The organism is Stenotrophomonas sp. STEN018, from assembly GCF_056760235.1.
This window is the reverse complement of sequence record NZ_JBRREK010000007.1, coordinates 27631-46879: the sequence shown is the minus strand read 5'-3', so window position 1 is coordinate 46879 and position 19249 is coordinate 27631. Positions and strand designations below refer to the sequence as shown.

17 protein-coding genes are annotated in these 19249 nt (G+C 63.8%); all 17 read left to right on the top strand.

Annotation, left to right across the window (positions count from 1 at the left end; translation table 11 throughout):
* Nucleotides 1-84: 84 nt before the first annotated feature.
* The 17 genes from ACVOMB_RS04470 (at nt 85) to ACVOMB_RS04390 (ending at nt 19245) form a co-directional block, all read left to right on the top strand.
* The gene (locus ACVOMB_RS04470; protein ID WP_481530068.1) at nt 85-1968 is read left to right on the top strand and encodes a S8 family serine peptidase; all 1884 of its coding nucleotides are present in this window, start codon (nt 85-87) and stop codon (nt 1966-1968) included.
* Nucleotides 1969-2092: 124 nt separating this feature from the next.
* Nucleotides 2093-3820, top strand: a complete 1728-nt coding sequence (gspE, locus tag ACVOMB_RS04465) for a type II secretion system ATPase GspE (protein WP_481530067.1) — start codon at nt 2093-2095, stop codon at nt 3818-3820.
* A gap of 31 nt (nt 3821-3851) precedes the next feature.
* On the top strand, nt 3852-5069 hold the full coding sequence (gene xpsF, locus ACVOMB_RS04460) for a type II secretion system protein XpsF (RefSeq protein WP_481530066.1): 1218 nt from the start codon (nt 3852-3854) through the stop codon (nt 5067-5069).
* A gap of 28 nt (nt 5070-5097) precedes the next feature.
* Entirely contained in the window at nt 5098-5526 is a 429-nt protein-coding gene (gene gspG / locus ACVOMB_RS04455) for a type II secretion system major pseudopilin GspG (RefSeq protein WP_481530065.1), read from the top strand.
* 72 nt (nt 5527-5598) lie between these two features.
* Nucleotides 5599-6045, top strand: a complete 447-nt coding sequence (xpsH, locus tag ACVOMB_RS04450; protein WP_481530121.1) for a type II secretion system protein XpsH — start codon at nt 5599-5601, stop codon at nt 6043-6045.
* Nucleotides 6042-6434, top strand: coding sequence for a type II secretion system protein XpsI (gene xpsI, locus ACVOMB_RS04445; RefSeq protein ID WP_481530064.1), 393 nt, complete (start codon nt 6042-6044; stop codon nt 6432-6434). Before xpsH ends, xpsI begins: the two co-directional genes overlap by 4 nt.
* Nucleotides 6431-7090, top strand: a complete 660-nt coding sequence (locus ACVOMB_RS04440; protein WP_481530063.1) for a prepilin-type N-terminal cleavage/methylation domain-containing protein — start codon at nt 6431-6433, stop codon at nt 7088-7090. Before xpsI ends, ACVOMB_RS04440 begins: the two co-directional genes overlap by 4 nt.
* Complete coding sequence (locus ACVOMB_RS04435) at nt 7087-7941, top strand: type II secretion system minor pseudopilin (RefSeq protein ID WP_481530062.1); 855 nt, start codon at nt 7087-7089, stop codon at nt 7939-7941. Before ACVOMB_RS04440 ends, ACVOMB_RS04435 begins: the two co-directional genes overlap by 4 nt.
* Nucleotides 7938-9065, top strand: a complete 1128-nt coding sequence (locus tag ACVOMB_RS04430; protein WP_481530061.1) for a PilN domain-containing protein — start codon at nt 7938-7940, stop codon at nt 9063-9065. The genes ACVOMB_RS04435 and ACVOMB_RS04430 overlap by 4 nt, the downstream gene beginning before the upstream one ends.
* Nucleotides 9040-9648 carry a type II secretion system protein GspM gene (gspM, locus tag ACVOMB_RS04425; RefSeq protein WP_481530060.1) on the top strand — a complete coding sequence of 203 codons (609 nt, stop codon included), beginning with the start codon at nt 9040-9042 and terminating at the stop codon, nt 9646-9648. The genes ACVOMB_RS04430 and gspM overlap by 26 nt, the downstream gene beginning before the upstream one ends.
* Nucleotides 9638-10318: a type II secretion system protein XpsN gene (locus ACVOMB_RS04420; RefSeq protein WP_481530059.1), complete on the top strand. Its 681-nt coding sequence runs from the start codon at nt 9638-9640 to the stop codon at nt 10316-10318. Before gspM ends, ACVOMB_RS04420 begins: the two co-directional genes overlap by 11 nt.
* Nucleotides 10319-10327: 9 nt before the next feature.
* The gene (gspD, locus tag ACVOMB_RS04415; protein ID WP_481530058.1) at nt 10328-12565 is read left to right on the top strand and encodes a type II secretion system secretin GspD; all 2238 of its coding nucleotides are present in this window, start codon (nt 10328-10330) and stop codon (nt 12563-12565) included.
* A gap of 2 nt (nt 12566-12567) precedes the next feature.
* A complete protein-coding gene (locus tag ACVOMB_RS04410; RefSeq protein WP_481530057.1) occupies nt 12568-13431 on the top strand; it encodes a glycosyltransferase family 2 protein in 864 nt (287 codons plus the stop codon).
* Entirely contained in the window at nt 13428-14261 is an 834-nt protein-coding gene (locus ACVOMB_RS04405) for a glycosyltransferase family 2 protein (RefSeq protein WP_481530056.1), read from the top strand. The genes ACVOMB_RS04410 and ACVOMB_RS04405 overlap by 4 nt, the downstream gene beginning before the upstream one ends.
* 238 nt (nt 14262-14499) lie before the next feature.
* On the top strand, nt 14500-15672 hold the full coding sequence (gene pncB / locus ACVOMB_RS04400) for a nicotinate phosphoribosyltransferase (RefSeq protein WP_481530055.1): 1173 nt from the start codon (nt 14500-14502) through the stop codon (nt 15670-15672).
* Nucleotides 15673-15841: 169 nt separating this feature from the next.
* Nucleotides 15842-17029 (top strand): non-hydrolyzing UDP-N-acetylglucosamine 2-epimerase, encoded by a 1188-nt coding sequence (gene wecB / locus ACVOMB_RS04395; protein WP_481530054.1) that lies wholly within the window; start codon nt 15842-15844, stop codon nt 17027-17029.
* On the top strand, nt 17029-19245 hold the full coding sequence (locus ACVOMB_RS04390) for a cellulose biosynthesis cyclic di-GMP-binding regulatory protein BcsB (protein WP_481530053.1): 2217 nt from the start codon (nt 17029-17031) through the stop codon (nt 19243-19245). The genes wecB and ACVOMB_RS04390 overlap by 1 nt, the downstream gene beginning before the upstream one ends.
* Nucleotides 19246-19249: the final 4 nt, after the last annotated feature.

Here is a 19249-nt window from a genome sequence, read left to right as displayed (position 1 = left end):
CGCAGTACGGCTGTTGCGAGCCAGGACGGCAAAGCGATGCAGCGTTGAGTTCCATCCCTGTTCTATCAAGACGAGAGATCCGACATGAAGAAGAAGACCCAGCTTGGTTTGGCGATTGCCGGTGCCGTACTGATGGCTTCGATCGGTGTGCCTGCCGCATCTGCTGCAGAAATTGGACCTGCGAAAGTAATTGGCCTGAGTTCGTCCACGGTGGACAGCAGCGGTGGCTATCGGTTCGTGGTGAAGTACCGGGCCGGCACCAGCGAGCTGCGTGATGCGGCCACGCTCAACCGTGGTCTTGGCGCAGCGGCATCGCGTGCCGGCCTGGACCGGGCGGTGGCAAAGACTTCCCGGGCGGCTGCGCAGCCAGCGGTCCAGGCCGCGCTGCTGCGTCGGATGGGCGCGCCTGGCTGGAGTGTGGTCAAGACCTCGCGTGCGCTCAACGCGCAGGAGGCGGCCGACTTCGTCCGTGAGCTCAAGGCCAATCCAGCAGTGGAGCGTGCAGATATCGATCGCATGTACCAACGCATGGTCGACGTCGCACCGTCGATGGTCCCGACCGACCCGAATTACGCGCAGTACCAGTGGAACTTCTTCAATGCGACCTCGGGCGTACGTGCGCCGCAGGCCTGGGACATCTCGCAGGGCGAAGGTGTGGTGGTGGCGGTGATCGATACCGGCATTGTCCAGGGTAATCCGGACCTGCAGAACAATGTGATTCCCGGCTACGACATGATCAGCGACAAGCGCGTGTCGCGCCGCGACACCGATGCACGCGTGGCCGGTGGCTGGGATATGGGTGATTGGGTCGAAGCCAACTACTGCACCGGCTGGGCTACCGGTGGCTCGCACGCCGCCGATGTCAGTTCCTGGCATGGCAGCCACGTGTCCGGCACCATCGCCCAGGAAACCAACAACGGCAGAGGTCTGGCTGGCCTTGCCTACAAGGCCAAGGTAGTGCCGGTCCGCGTGCTTGGTTCCTGTGGTGGTTTTGGTAGCGATATTTCCGACGGCATCATCTGGGCCGCAGGTGGTGAAGTGCCTGGTTTGCCGCTCAACGCCAATCCTGCCGAAGTGATCAACATGAGCCTGGGCAGTGGTTCTCCCTCGGCCTGCCCGACCGAGTACCAGGAGGCCATCGATCTGGCCAACAGCAAGGGCGCCATCGTAGTGGTGGCTGCGGGCAACGACAACGCCAATGCCGCCACCTACACCATGTCATCCTGCAACAACGTGATCAGCGTCGGTGCTACCGGCATTGCCGGCGGACGCGCCTATTACTCCAATTACGGCCCCCGCGTGGACCTGTCGGCACCGGGCGGTGGTGGTGCAGGCGACGGCAATCCGAACGGTTACATCTGGCAGGTGATCAACGGTGGCAAGCAGGCACCGGAACCGACCAACTGGATCCTCGGCGGCATGGGCGGTACCTCGATGGCCTCGCCGCATGTGGCCGCTGCCGTGGCAATGGTGCAAAGCGTGGTCGACACGCCGCTGACCCTGAACCAGATGCGCGACCTGTTGAAAAAGACCGTCACGCCCTTCCCGGTAGCGATCCCGGCTTCCACCCCGATCGGCGCTGGCATCCTCAACATCAACGCTGCATTGGTAAAGGCGACCACGCCGCCATGTGATCCCAACGTGGAGCAATGCGGTCCGGACGCGACCGCTTTGGTGAACAAGGTCGCCGTGACCGGTATTGCCGGCAGCAGCGGCAGCGAGGCGGTGTACAGCTTCCAGGCCGAGGCCGGCAAGGTGCTGACCTTCATGACCTATGGCGGCAGCGGCGATGTGTCGGTGTATGTCCGCTACGACGCGGTGGCGAGCAGCACTACGTTCGACGCCAAGTCCACCCGCGCAGGTAACAGTGAAACGGTGCGCTTCAATACACCGCAGGCCGGGACTTACTACGTCACCCTGGTGGGGGCGAGCTCCTATAGCGGTGTGAGCTTGGTCGCCCGTCAGTAATTCTGACCATCTGCGCGACCTTGGAACCCCGGCGCTGCCGGGGTTCTTTTTGCCTGTAGTACGGGTTCATGTGCACGACCCGTGGGTGTGAACTGCTAAAGTTCAGCCAACACAGGAGGATTGCGTGAACGCGGTAGCCCACGACGCCCAACTTGCGCCATCACCTGCCGATCGCATCGTCACCGAACTGCTGTCGCAGGGGCGGCTGAAAGAGGCTGACCTGCAGCGTGCCCGTCAGCTGCAGGGTGAGTCCGGCGGCGACCTGCTGGTATTGCTGGCCCGGTTGGGGCTGGTGTCCGAGCGTGACCACGCCGAGGCCTGTGCCAAAGTACTGGGGCTGCGGCTGTTGGCCGCCCGCGAACTGCCCGAACACCCACCGGAATTGGTGGAAGGTGCCGAGCCGGTGCCGTTGCGCTTCCTGAAGCAGTTTCTGGTGCTGCCGCTGGGTGAACAGCGCGGCCGCATCCTGTTGTGGATGGCCGATCCACAGGACGGCTACGCAACCGATGCGATCCGCTTGGCTACCGGTTGCGAGGTTGCGCCGGTAGTTGGTGTGCGCAGCGAAGTGGATGAGCTGATCGAGCGCTGGTATGGGCAAGGCCGCACCGCGATGGGCACCATTCTGGAAACCACCGATGGTGAGCTGGCGCCGCTGGACGACATCGAGCATCTGCGTGACCTCGCGTCGGAAGCACCGGTCATCCGTCTGGTCAATCTGTTGATCCAGCGTGCGGTGGAACTGCGCGCATCGGATATCCACGTCGAGCCGTTCGAGAACCGCTTGAAGGTGCGTTATCGGGTTGATGGTGTGCTTGTCGATGGCGAGAGCCCGCCGGTCAATCTCACTGCGGCGGTGATCAGCCGCATCAAGATCATGGCCAAGCTCAATATCGCCGAACGCCGCCTGCCGCAGGATGGCCGCATCATGCTGCGGGTACAGGGCAAGGAACTGGACCTGCGCGTGAGCACCATGCCAACTGCACATGGCGAAAGTGTGGTGATGCGCCTGCTCGACCGCGAAGCGGTGGTGTTTGATTTCCAGCGGCTGGGTTTCAGCGAGGATTTCCTCCCGAAGTTCCGCAAGGTGTTGGAGCAGCCGCACGGCATCCTGTTGGTTACCGGCCCCACCGGCTCGGGCAAGACCACCACGCTATACACCGCGTTGAACCAGCTCAATACCGACAAGGTCAAGATCATCACCGTCGAAGACCCGGTGGAGTACCAGCTGGAAGGCATCAACCAGATCCAGGCCAAGCCGCAGATCGGGCTGGATTTCGCCAACGCCCTGCGCAGCATCGTGCGCCAGGACCCAGACATCATCATGATCGGCGAAATGCGCGATCTGGAAACCGCACGCATCGCCATCCAGTCCGCGCTTACCGGCCACCTGGTGCTGTCCACCCTGCATACCAACAACGCCGCTGGTGGTATTACCCGTTTGCTGGACATGGGCGTGGAAGACTACCTGCTCACGTCCACCATCAACGGCATCCTTGCCCAGCGTCTGGTGCGCAGGTTGGAGCCGACCCATGCGCAGCGCTACCGTGCGTCGGACGAAGAAGTGGAGCGCTTTGGTCTGCGCCGCTTCCAGCCGCAAGGCGATATCCATCTGTACCGCGCACAGCCCTCGGCACAGGCGCCCACCGGTTACCTGGGCCGCACCACCATCGTCGAGTTCCTGGTGATGGACGATTCCTTGCGCAACGCAGTGATGCGCAAGGCGGGCATGGGCGAGATCGAACAGCTCGCGCGCAAGGCCGGCATGCGCACCATGTACGAAGACGGCATCGGCAAGGCCCTGCGCGGTGAGACCACGCTGGAAGAAGTATTGCGGGTGACGGAGGACGCATGAGCCATTACGTTCATCCGGAGCGGAAGCACTGATGCCGCGGTACCGTTACAAGGCACTGGATGCCCGCGGCGACCTGCTCGAAGGGCAAATGGATGCGGCCAACGAAGGCGAGGTGATCGCGCGCCTGCAGGAGCAGGGTCATCTGCCGGTGGAAGCCAGGCCGGCAACCGGCTCGGCATTCGAGGGTGGCGGTTGGAAGCAATGGCGGCAACGTCCGTTTGCCGGTGCCACCCTGGTCCAGTTCACCCAGCAGCTGGCAACCCTGTTGAGCGCCGGGCAGCCCTTGGACCGGGCCTTGTCGATCCTGATGGAAACACCGGAAGACCAGCGCTCGCAACGGGTGATTGCCGACATCCGCGACAGCGTACGTGGCGGCGCGCCGTTGTCGCAGGCATTGGAGCGCCAGCACGGCCTGTTCTCGCGGCTCTACGTGAACATGGTGCGCGCGGGCGAGGCTGGCGGCAGCCTGCACGAAACCCTGCAGCGCCTGGCCGACTATCTGGAGCGCAGTCAGGAACTGAAAGGGCGGGTCATCAACGCCCTGATCTATCCGGCCATCCTGCTGGTGGTGGTAGGTCTGGCCCTGTTGTTCCTGCTTGGCTATGTGGTGCCGCAGTTCTCGCTGATGTACCAAAGTCTCGATGTGACCCTGCCGTGGTTTACCCGCGTGGTGCTGGAAGTCGGCTTGCTGGTCCGCAAGGGCTGGTTGGTCTTTATCGTGGTGCCTGCGCTGTTGCTGCTTTGGGTTGAACGCAAACGCCGCGATCCGGTATTCCGCCTGGGCTTTGATACCTGGCTGTTGAAGCGGCCGATGATTGGTGGGCTGGTTGCCAAGCTGGAGAGCGCGCGGCTTGCGCGCACGCTTGGCACCTTGCTGCGCAATGGTGTGCCGTTGCTGGCTGGGCTGGGTATTGCCCGCAACGTGCTTGGCAACCGCGCCTTGGTCGCTGACGTGAGTGAAGCCGCCGAGGCAGTGAAAAACGGTGCCGGGCTGGCCTCGTCGTTGGGCCGCAATGGGCGCTTCCCGCGCCTGGCCCTGCAGATGATCCAGGTTGGCGAGGAATCCGGCACGCTGGAAAGCATGTTGCTCAAGACCGCCGATACGTTTGAGCAGGAAACTGCCCGCGCCATCGACCGCATGTTGGCGGCCTTGGTGCCGGTGATCACCTTGTTGTTGGCGTCGGTGGTAGGCATGGTCATCATCGCGGTACTGGTGCCGCTGTATGACCTGACCAATGCCATTGGTTAATCCCTGAGTTTTTGCGAAGGATGAAGAAATGAGGCGAACCCTGAAACAACCCATGTCGCGCGCAGGCCAGGCCGGCATGAGCTTGTTGGAAATCATCATCGTCATCGTGCTGATCGGCGCAGTGCTGACCTTGGTCGGCAGTCGCGTGCTGGGCGGCGCCGATCGTGGCAAGGCCAACCTCGGCAAGACCCAGATCCAGACCCTGGCGAGCAAGGTGGAAAACTACAAGCTCGACACCGGCCGTCTGCCGACCAAGTTGGAAGATCTGTCGACGCAGCCTGCAGGCGTACCGGGCTGGCTGGGCCCGTATTCCAAGCCGGCCGAGTTCAATGATCCGTGGGGCAATCCGGTGCAGTACCGGGTGCCGGGCGAGGGGCGTCCGTTTGATCTGATCAGCCTGGGCGCCGACGGCCAGCCCGGTGGTGAAAGTTACAACGCCGATATCCGCTACGAATAAGCCTTGATGGTCGCGCCGCGTTTTCCGCTCCCGCTTGCCGCCGTGCGTGTAGTACCTGCGCGGCGCAGTGCAATGCGCGGCATGTCCTTGCTGGAGATGGTGCTGGTACTGGCGCTGGTGGCCGCGCTGGCTTTGATGGCGGCGATGGCGATGAGCGGCGGCATGGATGGCATGCGGCTGCGTTCGGCCGGCAAGGCCTTGGCGGCCGAGTTGCGTTACACCCGCACCCGCGCGATCAGCACCGGCGTCGTCCAGCAATTGCAGATCAACCCGGGCAGTCGGCGCTGGCAGGGCGCGGATGGTCATCATGGCGAGCTGCCGCAGGCGCTGACGGTGAGCTTCATCGGTGCCGGTCAATTGCAGGCGCGCAGGGACGAAGGTGTCATACGTTTCTTTGAGGATGGCGCCTCCAGCGGTGGCCGCATCGAACTGCGTGCAGGCGATGCGGTGTGGCGTATCGATGTGGCGTGGATCACCGGCGAGGTCAAGGCCGGCCCGCTGCGCGAGGGCGCTGGATGAAGCGCCAACGCGGTTATTCACTGATTGAAGTGATTGTCGCCTTCGCCTTGCTGGCCTTGGCGATGACGCTGTTGTTGGGCAGTCTGTCTGGTGCCGCGCGCCAGGTCAGCTTGGCTGATGGCTATGGTCGCGCTGCCTTGCACGCGCAGTCGTTGCTTGCATTGGCCGGCGTCGAGGCGCCGTTGAGCGCTGGTCGCCAGCAGGGCGAGTGGGAACAGGGCCGCTATCACTGGAGTCTGCAGGTCTCGCCTTATGTGGAGCCACGCCAGCAACAGGCGCGGCTATGGTTGCTGGATCTGCAGGTACGCTGGGGCGAGAGTGCGCAGGAACAACTGCGTTGGCGCACGCTGCGGCTGCGTGGCAACGCGCCGCTGGAGGCACCGCCATGAAGCGTTCACTGCGCCCATGGCGTCCAAGGCGTATGAGCGGCTTCACCTTGATCGAGGTGCTGCTGGCCACTGTGTTGCTTGCCGCCGGCATGGCGCTGGCATTCGCCGCGGTGCGTTCGACGCTGGCCATCAGCAGCCGTGGTGAGGCGATTGCCAGTGGCAATGAGCGCATGCGTGCGGTCGAAGGTTTCCTGCGCAGGCGTCTGGTTTCGGCGATGCCATTGCCTTTGCAACGAGATGCGCTGAGTGGCAACGCCAAGGTGTTTTCCGGCACGCCGCAACAGCTGCAGTTTGTCGCCAACGTGCCGAATTATCTGGGCCGCGGCGGTCCCTATCTGCACACGCTTGAGGTCAGCGGCAGCGCTGACAAGCAGGAGCTGCGGATTGGCCTGACCCTGCTGCAGAACGGTGAGCTGCTGGAGGAGAACCCGCCGCGCGGCAGTGAGTTGCTGGCCGACGATCTCAAACAGGTGAAGCTGCGCTATCGCGGCCCCGACCCGAACACCGGCGCAATGGGCCGTTGGCAAGACAGCTGGGATTCGCCGGGTCGCATGCCGGCCTTGGTCTCCATCGAGATCACCCCCGCACGTGGCCCCGCGTGGCCGCCACTGGTCGTCGCATTGCCACAGCACGGCGCCGCCGGGAGCTGGCGATGAAGATGCGCGGTGCGGCCCTGGTGTTGGTGCTGTGGGTGGTGGCGCTGTTGACCACCACCATCGCTGCGTTCGCCCTGACTGCGCGGGTCGAACACCTGCAGGGTCGGGTGACCGGTGACCTGGCCGGTGGCGAACAGATCGCCCATGCCGGCATTGACTACGCGCTGTCGCGGATGCGTGCCACGCCCACCCAGCCCAGCTGGCACCCCGACGGGCGCCCTTACCGCTGGCAGTTTGACGGCCATGCGGTGGAGCTGCGTATCGTTGATGAGGCCGGCAAGGTTGATCTGAACAAGGCCGATCTGGACCTGCTGCAAGGCCTGCTACGTGCAATCAATGTGGCCCCGGACAAAGCGGCACGGCTGGCTGGGGCCATCGTTGATTGGCGTGACGTCGATTCGCTGCTGCAGGTCTCCGGCGGCGCGGAAACCGCCGATTATCAGGCCGCTGGCCTGCCCTACGGCGCCAAGAACGCGCCGTTTGACAGCATCAGCGAGTTGCAACGCGTTCTCGGCATGGAACCCGCACTTTACGCACGGTTGGCACCGCTGGTGACGGTGTACGGTAGCGGCCGGCCCAGCCCGCGTTTCGCTCCGGCACCGGTGCTGACCGCGATGGGGATGGATGCGGTGTTGATCATGGCCCAACGCGAACGTGAAGACGGCAGTGCCGGGATGGGCGAAACTTCACCCATGGGGGGCGACACCGGCACATATAGTGTCGAAAGCAAGGTGCAGCTGCTGGCCGAGCGGCAAGCGGTGACCCGCGCCGTGGTCCGTCTTAATCCCGGTGCTATGGCCGGTGCGCCGTATACGGTGCTGCAGTGGGAACAGGGAGCGATGTCTAGATGACGGGGTTGCGTGAACGACTGGGGCAGGTGAGTGCACGCATCGTGCCGGGTGCCGGTGGCTTCTGGGCGTGGTGGTCGCAGGCGTTGCTGTCCTGGCTGCCTGCGCGTTGGCGGGCACTGCTTGGTGTCTCCGATGCGCGCTTGCTGCTGGAGCTTGTCGACGCGCAGCTGACGGTGTCGCTGTTGCAGGGCGGCCAGCGGCAGCTGCTGCAGGCGTTGCCCATCGGCGCGACACCCGATGCGGTGGACGCGGCCTTGCCTCCGCGCGCTGTTGGTCTGCCGCGTTTCGGGCTGTTGTCGGCCAGCGCGGTACTGCGCAAGCCGCTGCGCATGCCTGCTGCGGCCGAGCCGCGCCTGCGCGAAGTGCTGGGCTTCGAGATAGACCGGCAAACTCCTTTCAGTACCTCGCAGGTCTACTACGACGTGCGCCTGTTGCAGCGTCGGGCTGATGGCCAATTGGATACCGAACTGGTGGTTGCGCCGCGGCCACTGGTGGACGCGTTGCTGGGCCCGGGTGAGGCGTGGCAGCAGCAGCTTGATGGTGTGGATGCAGTTGCTGCGGACGGTCAGCCCTTGGGCGTGAATCTGTTGCCGCCGGCGATGCGTCGGCAACGACATGATCCGATGCGCCGACTCAACCGCCTGCTGTTGATCACAGGCCTGGCGATGATGGTGCTGGCTGCCTGGCAGTTGCTGGACAACCGCCGCGCCGCTGCCGCACAGCTGTCGGCGCAGGTGGATGCCGCCGCAGTGCGCGCGCGTGCAGTCGCAGCGCAGCGGCAGCAATTGCAGGATCTGGTCGATGGCCAGCAGTTCTTTGCTGCGCAACGTGCCCAGCAGGCATCTGCCACCGAGATCATCAACGAGCTCAGTCAGCGGTTGGGCGATGACACCTCGCTGGAGAAGCTTTCGATCGAAGGCGGGCGCATGCAGTTGATCGGCATGAGCAGCAGTGCGTCCTCGCTGGTCTCCAAGCTGGAGGGCTCCACCCTGTGGAAGACGCCGTCATTGACCGGCGTGCTGCAGGCCGGTCAAGGCGCCGGGCGCGAGCGCTTTACCTTGACCGCTGAACTGCGCGGCCCCAACCAGGAGGCTGCCGATGGCACCGCACCCCGCGCGCCGTGATCGCTGGTTGGCCCTGGGTCTGTTGCTGGCCGTATTAGGCGTGATCTACCTGCTGCTGGTACAGCCCTTGTGGACCCGGCCGATGCAGGCGGTGGAAGCAGAAATCACCGCCTTGCAGGAGCGCCAGCAGCGCATCGGCATGCAGTTGCGACAGGCACCGCAAGTCGCACAGCGGTTGCAGCAGGCGCAACAGGCGCTGGCCGATCAACCCGGTTTCATGGCCGAAAATTCGGTGGAGCTGGCGACTTCCAAGCTGGTGCAGCGGCTGGAAGAAGCCGCGCGCCTGGCCAGCCCGGATCAGCGCAGTTGTGCGATCAGCGACCGCTCGCCGTTGCCGGCTGACAGCAGTGGCCGCTTTCCGCGGGTGGCGGTGCAGGCGCGGCTGCGTTGCGGCATGAACGAATGGATGAGCGTGTTGCAGACACTGGAAACCGGAACGCCGCAATTGCGCGTGGACCGGCTCGACATTCTGTCTGCAGGCATGGGCGAAGGCGGTGGCGGCCTGGACGTGAGCTTCGAACTCAGCGGTTATCTGCGCCCCGGCGTGGTCGCGCCAGTGACGGAGGTTGCCAATGCGCAATGACGTAGCAGGTCTACGCACCTGGTTGTTGGGCGCATTCGCTGGTTGGGCGCTGCTGGTGTGGGCGGCGTGTCTGTTCGGTCTGGGCAGCAGGATTGGCAGTAGCAATGCAGCGCTTGAACTGCCTGCTTTGCCGGCGGTTCCGCAGACCGCACAGCTCGCCGTTGCCGACAATGCCGAGGCCTTGAGCCGGCCGCTGTTTGCCAGCGATCGGCGGCCGCATCCGTTTTTCATCGGCGAAGCAGGCGCACCAACAGCGGCCAGTGTGCGCTTGACCGGGGTCTTGATGACGCCGGGCCTGGACATGGCCACGCTGACTACCGAACAGGGAAAATCGCTGCGCCTGCGTCTGGGGGGCGAGGTGCAGGACGGTTGGCAACTGCTGTCGCTGCAGCCGCGCAGCGCCGTGGTCAGTGGGCCGGCGGGCACGCTCAACCTGGAGTTGCAGGTATTCAGCGGTGGCCCCAAACCGCCAACCGATGGCGGTACAGCGCCTGTGCCGGGTAGCGCTCCGCCGATTGCCGCGCCCGTCAGCGTACCCATGCCACCGCCAGCCGCCGAGCCGATGGCACCGTCGGCAGACCAGATCAAAGCGATCCGTGATCGCATCCAGGCCCGCCGTCGGCAGGCTCAACAGAATCAGAACGGCAGCTCCGGCCGCCAGAACCCGTAGAGTGAGCGTATGACATCACGCATAGTTGCAGTCAGCCTGCTGATCGGTGCCTTGAGCGGCTGCGCTACCACGCCGCCGCCGGAGGTCCGTCGCAATGCTGCGCCGAACACAAGTACACCTGCTCCCGGCGAGGCCGCGCGTACCAACCCCTTGAGCGTCGAAGAGGCCCCCAAGCCTGATGACAATCAGGGTCGTGCGGTGATCCGCCGTGGCAATGGCACGGTGATCAACCGCGCCGCCGCCTCGGCACCAGCGCCGGCCTTGACCGCGGCGGGCAATGGGACAGCAGTATTCAACTTCGAAGGCGAATCGGTGCAGGCGGTCACCAAGGCCATCCTTGGTGACATGCTCGGCCAGAACTACGTCATCGCCCCGACCGTGCAGGGCACGGTAACCCTGGCCACGCCCAAACCGGTATCACCGGCGCAGGCGCTGAACCTGCTGGAGATGGTGCTGGGCTGGAACAACGCCCGCCTGATCTACAGCGGTGGCCGCTACAACGTGGTGCCGGCCGACCAGTCGTTGGCCGGCACGGTAGCACCGAGTACCGCACCGGCCTCGGCCGCGCGCGGTTATGAAGTGCGGGTGGTGCCGCTGCAATACATCTCCGCAACCGAGATGAAAAAAGTGCTGGAGCCGTATGCGCGCCCCAACGCCATCGTCGGCGTCGACGGTTCGCGCAATGTGATCACCTTGGGCGGCACCCGCACCGAACTGGAAAACTACCTGCGCACGGTCGAGATCTTCGACGTGGATTGGCTGTCAGGCATGTCGGTGGGGGTGTTCCCGATCCAGTCCGGGCGTGCCTCGCAGGTGGCCAATGATCTTGAGAAGGTGTTTGGCGAAGCCAGCAAGACGCCCAGCGCCGGCATGTTCCGTTTCATGCCGCTGGACAACGCCAATGCAGTGCTGGTGATCACGCCGCAGGCCCGCTATCTGGATCAGATCCAGCAATGGCTGGACCGCATCGACAGTGCCGGCGGCAGTGCCCGTCTGTTTTCCTATGAGCTGAAGTACATCAAGGCCAAGGATCTTGCCGACAGGCTGGCCGAGGTATTTGGCAGCAGCGGCTCGCGCGGCCAAGGCGACAGCGGCACCTCGCTGGCACCTGGTGGTAGCCCGGTATCGCTGGGTGGGCGCGGACAGGATGGCGGCCTCGGCCAGAGCGATGGATTGAAGCCCAGTGACATCGGCACGGCGGGCAGTGGCTCGGGCATGTCCGGCGGCAGCAGCGGTGGCGGGGCGGGCGAGACCATGCAGCTGCCCAACCACGCATCGGGTAATGGCAGCGTCACCCTGGAAGTGGAGGGCGACCGCGTCGGTGTATCGGCGGTGGAGGAAACCAATACCTTGCTGGTGCGTTCCAGCCCGCAGGCCTGGCGTTCGATCCAGGAAGTGGTGGAAAAGCTCGACGTGATGCCGCTGCAGGTGCATATCGAAGCGCAGGTGGCCGAAGTCGCGCTCAACGGAGAGCTCAGCTACGGCGTGAACTGGTACTTCGAGCAGGCGGTGGATGGGGCGATTGAAGGGAAAAACAACATCGGCATGACCGGGGCTGGCCTGCCCAGTGCGGTTGGGCGCGGTATCTGGGGGGATATCGCCGGCAAGGTGACCGGCAGCGGCATGGCGTGGACCTTCCTCGGCAAGAACGCCGCCGCCATCATCACTGCGCTGGATAAAGTGACCAACGTACGTCTGCTGCAGACGCCCTCGCTGTTCGTACGCAACAACGCGGTGGCCACGCTCAATGTGGGTAGCCGCATTCCGGTCAACTCCACCTCGATCTCGACCATCGGCGAAAACTCGTATTCGACCGTGCAGTACATGGAAACCGGCAACATCCTCAAGGTGCGCCCGCGGGTGACCCGTGATGGCATGGTGTTCCTGGATATCGTGCAGGAGATCAGCGCCCCGGAAGGCGAAGCAGACAAGAATGGCAACTACCGCATCAATACCCGGCGCATGCAGACCGAAGCCGCGGTGAGTGCCGGTGACACGGTGATGCTTGCAGGTCTGATCGATGACAGCAGTACCAATGGCTCTTCTGGCCTGCCGTTCCTGAGCCGGTTGCCGGTGGTGGGTGGCCTGTTCGGCACCAAGACCCAGAATCATCGGCGCAATGAAGTGATCGTATTGATCACCCCGACCATCGTCCGCAACCCGCAGGAAGCGCGCAATCTCACCGACGAGTACGGTAGCCGCTTCCGCGCACTGGACCCGATCGACAAGCCCAAGGCAGGTCGTTAAACATGGCGCTGCCGGTCATTCTGTTGCCCGTTGGCGTGGATGATGCAGCGCTTGATGCCTGCCTGGCGGCATTGGAAAAACACACGCCGGCGGGTACGCCGGTGTGGCTGGCCGATGATGGTCAGAGTGGCCCGCGTGGGCAGGTGGTGATCGAGCACTGGCTGGCGAGCACCCGTCTGCAGGCCGAGTACACACGCCGTCCACGCCCGATCGGCGAGGCAGCGCATCTGGATGAGATGCTGAAGGCCTGCGGCGATGCTGACGTCGCCGTGCTGGCGCCCGATGCGTTGCCGATGGCGGGCTGGTTGCAGCAGCTCAGCGACTGTCTGGCGCGGGATGCCTCCATCGCTACCGCCACGCCGTGGAGCAATGCCGGCGAAGCCGTATCCTGGCCCCGTGCCGGCGAACTCAATCCGCTGCCCGCCGATCCGGCGCGGTTGCTGCAGGCTTTGGCGGCAATGCCCTTGCTGCAGCCTGAGCTGCCCTCGGCGGTTACCCACGCGGTGTTGATACGCGGCAGTGCGCGCCGGCGTGCAGGCGGTCTGGATATCCATAGTTACGGCTCGTGGTATGCCGCGCTTGTGGACCTGAGCCTGCGCATGAGTGGGCTGGGCTGGCGCAATGTGCTGTGTGACAACGCCTTCGTCGGTCGCCAGAGTGAGGGCCGGCCAGCCGAGGGCGACATGGAAGTGCTGGCCAATCGTTGGCCGGTATGGACCGCGCGGCTGGCCGCATTCCTGATGAATGACCCGCTTTACGCGCACCGCCAGCAACTGCAGCAGTTGTGCGAGCAGGCGATAATGCCGCAAGCCCAGCCCGACCTGTTCGACGCCTGTGGTTCCCTTCCAGGCGCGGAGCCGGTGTGAGCGATTCGATTGCGGTTGTGGTGGTCAGTTACGAGAGTGCGAGCACGCTGGATGAATGCCTGCAGCGGCTGCGCGCGGCAGAGGACGTTGCCGAGATCAGGGTAGTGGACAACGCTTCACGTGATGGCTCGCTGGCCATCGCGCAGCGTCACGCCCTGGCCGATACGCGGGTGCGTTTCATCGCCAACCCGGACAACCCCGGTTTTGCCAGCGCCTGCAACCAAGGTGCGCGTGAATGTCATATGCCGTGGCTGGCCTTCATCAATCCGGATCTGATGGTCGAGCCGCAGACCCTGTCGCAGCTGCGCTGCTTGGGTCAGCCCTTGGGCGATTGCCTGTTGGGTGTGGAGCAGTTGGACGAGAACGGCGTGGCCGATGCAGCCGTGCGTCGCCGCGACCCGGACTTCGCCGCGATGCTGCGCAATCCAGGTGCGGGCTCGCGGCTGGCGGTGGAAGTGGACCACTCCGCAGCGTTGCAGCAGGTGCAGGCCTTGTCGGGCGCCTTGTTGCTGATGCCGCGAGGATTGTTCGATCGCCTGCATGGCTGGGACGATGGCTACCGGCTGCATGCCGAAGATCTGGATCTATGCCGACGCGCGCGTCAGGCCGGTGCGGTGGTGGCCATCGCCAATGATCTGAAGGTGCTGCACGTGCGCGGTGTGTCCAGTCGCTCGCGACCGTTCTTTGTGGAATGGCATAAGCATCGCGGGCTGTGGCGTTACTTCCGCAAGTTTGAAGCCAGCCAGCGCAGCCTGCCGGTCAGGGCAGGGGTGTGGTGCGCGATCTGGGCGCATGCGGCCTTGCAGCTGCCTCGGCTGTTGCTGAAGTAGGTTTGGGTCTTGGGGTTGTGGGGCAGCACCCCTCCCCAGCCCTCCCCTTGGCTACGCCGAAGGGAGGGAGCACAGGCATGGGCAAGCTCCGTCCCTTGCGCAACGCGCAGGGGAGGGTTGGGGAGAGGTGCTCTTCGAGCAGAAGCCAACAGGCCTAACCTCTGCTCCCGCCACCGACCATGAACAAGCCCCCGCGCCTGCCTGAACCCGGGCCGGCAGCCAGCGCATAATGCGGGGCATGATCATCCAATCCCTGCTCGACACCGACCTCTACAAATTCACGATGATGCAGGCGGTACTGCACCAGTACCCGGGCGCCGTCGTCCAGTACCGGTTCAAATGCCGTACGCCTGGGATTGATCTGGCTGCGTACATGGACGAGATCAGCACCGAGATCGATCATCTGTGCAGCCTGCGCTTCACCGCCGACGAGCTCGAATACATGCGTGGGCTGCGTTTCGTGAAACCGGATTTCGCCGACTTCCTCGGCCTGTTCCATCTGGACCGCAAGTACATCAGCCTGCGTGCATCCGAAACCGTGCCGGGCGAAATCGAGCTGGATATCACCGGCCCGTGGCTGCACACCATCATGTTCGAAGTGCCGCTGCTGGCGATCATCAACGAGGTCTGGTTCCGCAATACCACCACCGCTGACTTCGCCGAGGGCGAGCGCCGCCTGCAGGCCAAGACCGCGTTGCTGCGTGATACCGCCGGGTTCGAGAACTGCCGCATCGCCGATTACGGCAGCCGCCGGCGTTACTCGCGGCAGTGGCATGGGCGGATGCTGCCGATGCTGCGCGATGCGCTGGGCTCGCAGTTTGTCGGCACCAGCAACGTGTACTTCGCGCGCATGTACGGCATGACCCCGCACGGCACCATGGCGCATGAGTATCTACAGGCCTTCCAGGCGCTGGGGCCACGCCTGCGCGACTCGCAGGTGGCGGCGCTGGAGTCGTGGGCGCGTGAATACCGCGGTGACCTTGGTATTGCACTGTCGGACGTGGTCGGAATGGAGGCATTCCTGCGCGACTTCGACATGTATTTCTGCAAGCTGTTTGATGGCGTGCGGCATGACTCTGGCGACCCGTTCACCTGGGGTGATCGCATGCTGGCCCACTTCAAGGCCAATCGCGTCGACCCGATCAATAAAGTGCTGGTATTCAGCGATGGCTTGAACATTGAGAAAGTCATGCAGCTGTATGACCACTTCCGTGGCCGCTGCCAGGTTGCCTTCGGTGTTGGCACCCACCTGACCAATGATCTGGGCCCCACGCCGCTGAACATCGTCATCAAGATGGTCCGCTGCAATGGCCAGCCGGTGGCAAAGCTCAGCGACTCACCTGGCAAGAGCATGTGTGATGATCCGGGCTATCTGTCCTATTTGCGGCAGGTATTTCAAGTAAATCAGTGAGTTGCATTCCTATCGCAGGGTGTTCACAAGGTGGTGACTAATTACTGCTGCATATAGTTTTCTCTTACGTTTGTGATGCAGTTCTCAGTTTAAGGACATCCTCGGCACACCGGTGTAATATCTGTGCCCACGTACATGTGGGTACGATGTTGTTTTGACCGGGGGGGCAATGCGGATTTTGTCGGTGTTTGGTACCCGTCCTGAGGCGATCAAGATGGGGCCGTTGGTACAAGCTCTAGCTGCCGCTCCGGGAGTTGAATCAATCGTTGCGACCACTGGACAGCATCGAGCGATGCTGGATCAGGTTCTGGAGCTTTTCCAGATCGTCCCGGACGTCGATCTGGATGTGATGACTGGCAATCAGACCTTGAACGGATTGTGCGCTCGCTTGTACGAGCGACTGGATGATCTGTACGCAAAGGTTCAGCCTGATCTCGTTCTGGTCCATGGCGATACAACCACGGCGATGACCGCCGCGATGGCAGCTTTCCATCGGCGTATCCGGATCGGCCATGTCGAAGCCGGACTACGCACTGGCGATCTGCACAAGCCGTGGCCGGAGGAACTGAATCGTCGTGTCGTGGACCTGGTCGCAGACTATCTGTTTGCACCGACCGAGAGCTCGCGGCTGAATCTGGCCAGGGAGAACCCGGCCGGACAGGTCATCGTCACTGGGAATACTGTCATTGATGCGCTGAAGCTGAGCGTTGAACGACTTGATGGCGATCTGGAACTGCAGGCTTCGATCGATGCGGGACTGCCGTTGCGAGCGGGTCGCCGGGTACTTCTGGTAACCGGCCATCGACGTGAGAGCTTCGGTGAAGGCTTCAACAACATCTGCATCGCCTTGTCCGCACTCGCCGCTGAGCCCGATCTGGATATCGTCTATCCGGTTCACTTGAATCCCAACGTGCAGGGGCCGGTCCATGCCCATCTGGCAGGCAAGGACAACATCCATCTTCTGCCGCCGCAGGATTACCTGAGTTTCGTGCGCCTGATGCAGCGGGCGGATGTGATCCTTACCGATTCCGGCGGCGTGCAGGAAGAAGCGCCCGCATTGGGCCGCCCTGTGCTGGTCATGCGGGACGTCACCGAGCGTCCCGAAGCTGTCGCCATGGGCGTGGTCACCTTGGTGGGAACCGCATCGGATCGCATCGTAAGCGCGGTCCGGCAGGCGTTGGCGCAGCCAGCGCGGGTGGCTCGTTTCGATCCCCATCTGAGTCCCTACGGCGATGGAGGGGCGAGTGAGCGCATTGTCGCGGCATTGATCAACGCGCCGTACCGCGAGTTCGTCCCGGATGGATCTGCCGAAGTATCCAAGAAGCGCAACCAGTCAAACCCAACCGAGTGTGCCTGATGACCTTTTACGTACGTAAACCTGGCACCAAGGGTGTCACTCTGCCTATGCTGGTGCTGGCATTGAGCATTGCTTTGCCGGTGTCTGCTGCCGATACAGCGGGCGGCCAGTTCCGCGAGTGGAGCAGCAATGCCCTCGTATCGCGCAACATGACCTTGCGCGACCTCGGCTTCACCCAGCCCATCAGCCTGCGCGGTCAGGACAACCAGCGTGAGATCTATCTGCCGGTGCCGGCCGGCATTGCCACCCAGAACGCGCAGCTGCAGCTGGATGCACGTTATCTGCGTGGTCATCCAGGGCGCACTTCCAACCTGCTGAGCATCGATGATGATGCGGTGGCAGCGCGCACCGTCACCGATCCCCAGGGCGACCTGAGCCAGCTGATCGGTATTGATGGATTTCCACGCTCCAGTGGTTTTGTGCGCTTCGGTGTGGGTTGGTGGTCGACCGTTTCGGACTACCAGTGCGCTGACCAGAGCGCACCGGCCAACGTCCTGCGGATCGCGCCGGAAACGCGTTTCAGTTATCAGTTCGATGGCCGTGCCATCGATACCGTGGCCAAAGCCTGGAGCGCGCTGCCACGCAGCGTGCGTTTGCTGGTGGACGGGCGGCAACTGGACGCTGCCAGCTACGACACCGCCTGGCGCGTTGGCGCGGTGCTGGAGTCAGCTGGCAAGCGGGTGACCGTGACGGCGTTGCCCAAAGTGGGTGACAGCATCGATCTGCGTGGTACCCAGGTGCCGACCAGCCTGATGGCGGTACCGGCCTATGCAGCGCTGGCCGCAGGTGACGCGCAGCATCGGGTTGGTAGCGAGGCCGAGGTGGGTGCGCTGCTGTCGCTGGGCCGCAACAGCGGCCTACCGCTGGATGTTGCCGTCGCCAGCCCGGCACTGCGCACTGCGGTCAAGCGCGCGCTGGATGCACTGGCCATGCAGGTGGGCAGTGCCGATGCCGAAGGCGCCGCGGCATTCGCTGCTTGGCGCAAGAGCAGCATGTCTACTCTGGAAACCGCCGTGGAAGGCCGCAATGTCGGCGCCGGCGTGGTGGCCGGGCAGCCGATGCTGGTGGTGGGGACCGGTGCCGCCGCCGAGGTTGCCGGTCTGCTGGGGGCGCAGTGGCGTGCCTACGCACTGGGCCGGAACCTGCAGGTCAACAAGGCGCAGCCGCTGGTCAACGAAAAGGGTGTAGTGCTGTTGGATCGTCTGGGCACCTTCTCTGGTACCCAGGACATCATCGCTCGCAGCGACCGCACCGCCAACGCCGACCTGGGCCTGCTTTCCAGCGAGGGACGGTTGCCGCTGGAGGTGGTCATCGATGTATCCGGCGCTCCCAATGCTGCTGGTGAAGGTGCCGTTGCCTCGATCTTCTTCAACGACTATCTGCTCGGCGCAACGGTGCTCAATACCAACGGCAAGCCGCAGCGCATTGCCGCCAAGGTGCCGCTGTACGCGATTGCCGCACGCAACGAGGTGCGGGTGTCGTTCCTGCGCCAGCCGGCCCGGCCGCACTGCCATGATCCGGCGACGCCTTACCCGGTGTCGTTGCTGCCAAGCAGCCACATCGTGATGGGCGAGCGCGGTACCGCAGCGGACTTCGTGGGGGCTGCCGCGCACCTGTCCGGCGCGCACAAGGTGCTGGTGCCGGAGGCGTGGCTGCAGAACGCACCGACCACCCTGCAGACCGTGATCCGTATCAGTAATTCGGTGGGTGCAGCAGTGGAGCGGGCCACGCTGGAAGTGGTGAAAGGCAAGTCCTTGCCGTCGCAGGATCAGTCCTACCTCGCCTTCAATCTGCAACCTGAAGGTGTCAAGAGTGCTGCCGTGGTGGACGGCGGACATCTGCGCATCAGCGGCAAGCAGGACGACACCGTGCTGGACCTGGCGGGACTGGACAATGCAGCGTTGGTTGAGGTGACCGGCAACAGTGACAAGCAGGGCGTTATCTACCGGGAACTGGGTAACCGCATTCCCAGCATCGCCGAGCCGTTCCGGCTGATGCGCGGCTCGGTAGCGCTGCTCGATGGTCGCGGCTTGGTACAGGATTTCGACAGAGACGACCCGGAAGGTCTGCGTTTGGCTGTTGATGGCAACCCGCAGCCTGCCTGGCAGCGTCACATGGTGTGGCTGCTGCTGCTGATCGGTGTGATCGTGTTCCTGCTGCTGGCTGCACGCGTGGCGCAGATCCGTAGCCGTCGCAAGCTCACCGACGTGCACTGATAGG

What these genes read in the sequence shown, in the direction of transcription:
- ACVOMB_RS04470 (WP_481530068.1), top strand. Translation starts at nt 85, where the DNA reads ATGAAGAAGAAGACCCAGCTTGGTTTGGCGATTGCCGGTGCCGTACTG.
- xpsF (WP_481530066.1), top strand. Translation starts at nt 3,852, where the DNA reads ATGCCGCGGTACCGTTACAAGGCACTGGATGCCCGCGGCGACCTGCTC.
- gspG (WP_481530065.1), top strand. Translation starts at nt 5,098, where the DNA reads ATGAGGCGAACCCTGAAACAACCCATGTCGCGCGCAGGCCAGGCCGGC.
- xpsH (WP_481530121.1), top strand. Translation starts at nt 5,599, where the DNA reads ATGCGCGGCATGTCCTTGCTGGAGATGGTGCTGGTACTGGCGCTGGTG.
- xpsI (WP_481530064.1), top strand. Translation starts at nt 6,042, where the DNA reads ATGAAGCGCCAACGCGGTTATTCACTGATTGAAGTGATTGTCGCCTTC.
- ACVOMB_RS04440 (WP_481530063.1), top strand. Translation starts at nt 6,431, where the DNA reads ATGAAGCGTTCACTGCGCCCATGGCGTCCAAGGCGTATGAGCGGCTTC.
- ACVOMB_RS04435 (WP_481530062.1), top strand. Translation starts at nt 7,087, where the DNA reads ATGAAGATGCGCGGTGCGGCCCTGGTGTTGGTGCTGTGGGTGGTGGCG.
- ACVOMB_RS04430 (WP_481530061.1), top strand. Translation starts at nt 7,938, where the DNA reads ATGACGGGGTTGCGTGAACGACTGGGGCAGGTGAGTGCACGCATCGTG.
- gspM (WP_481530060.1), top strand. Translation starts at nt 9,040, where the DNA reads ATGGCACCGCACCCCGCGCGCCGTGATCGCTGGTTGGCCCTGGGTCTG.
- ACVOMB_RS04420 (WP_481530059.1), top strand. Translation starts at nt 9,638, where the DNA reads ATGCGCAATGACGTAGCAGGTCTACGCACCTGGTTGTTGGGCGCATTC.
- gspD (WP_481530058.1), top strand. Translation starts at nt 10,328, where the DNA reads ATGACATCACGCATAGTTGCAGTCAGCCTGCTGATCGGTGCCTTGAGC.
- ACVOMB_RS04410 (WP_481530057.1), top strand. Translation starts at nt 12,568, where the DNA reads ATGGCGCTGCCGGTCATTCTGTTGCCCGTTGGCGTGGATGATGCAGCG.
- pncB (WP_481530055.1), top strand. Translation starts at nt 14,500, where the DNA reads ATGATCATCCAATCCCTGCTCGACACCGACCTCTACAAATTCACGATG.
- wecB (WP_481530054.1), top strand. Translation starts at nt 15,842, where the DNA reads ATGCGGATTTTGTCGGTGTTTGGTACCCGTCCTGAGGCGATCAAGATG.
- ACVOMB_RS04390 (WP_481530053.1), top strand. Translation starts at nt 17,029, where the DNA reads ATGACCTTTTACGTACGTAAACCTGGCACCAAGGGTGTCACTCTGCCT.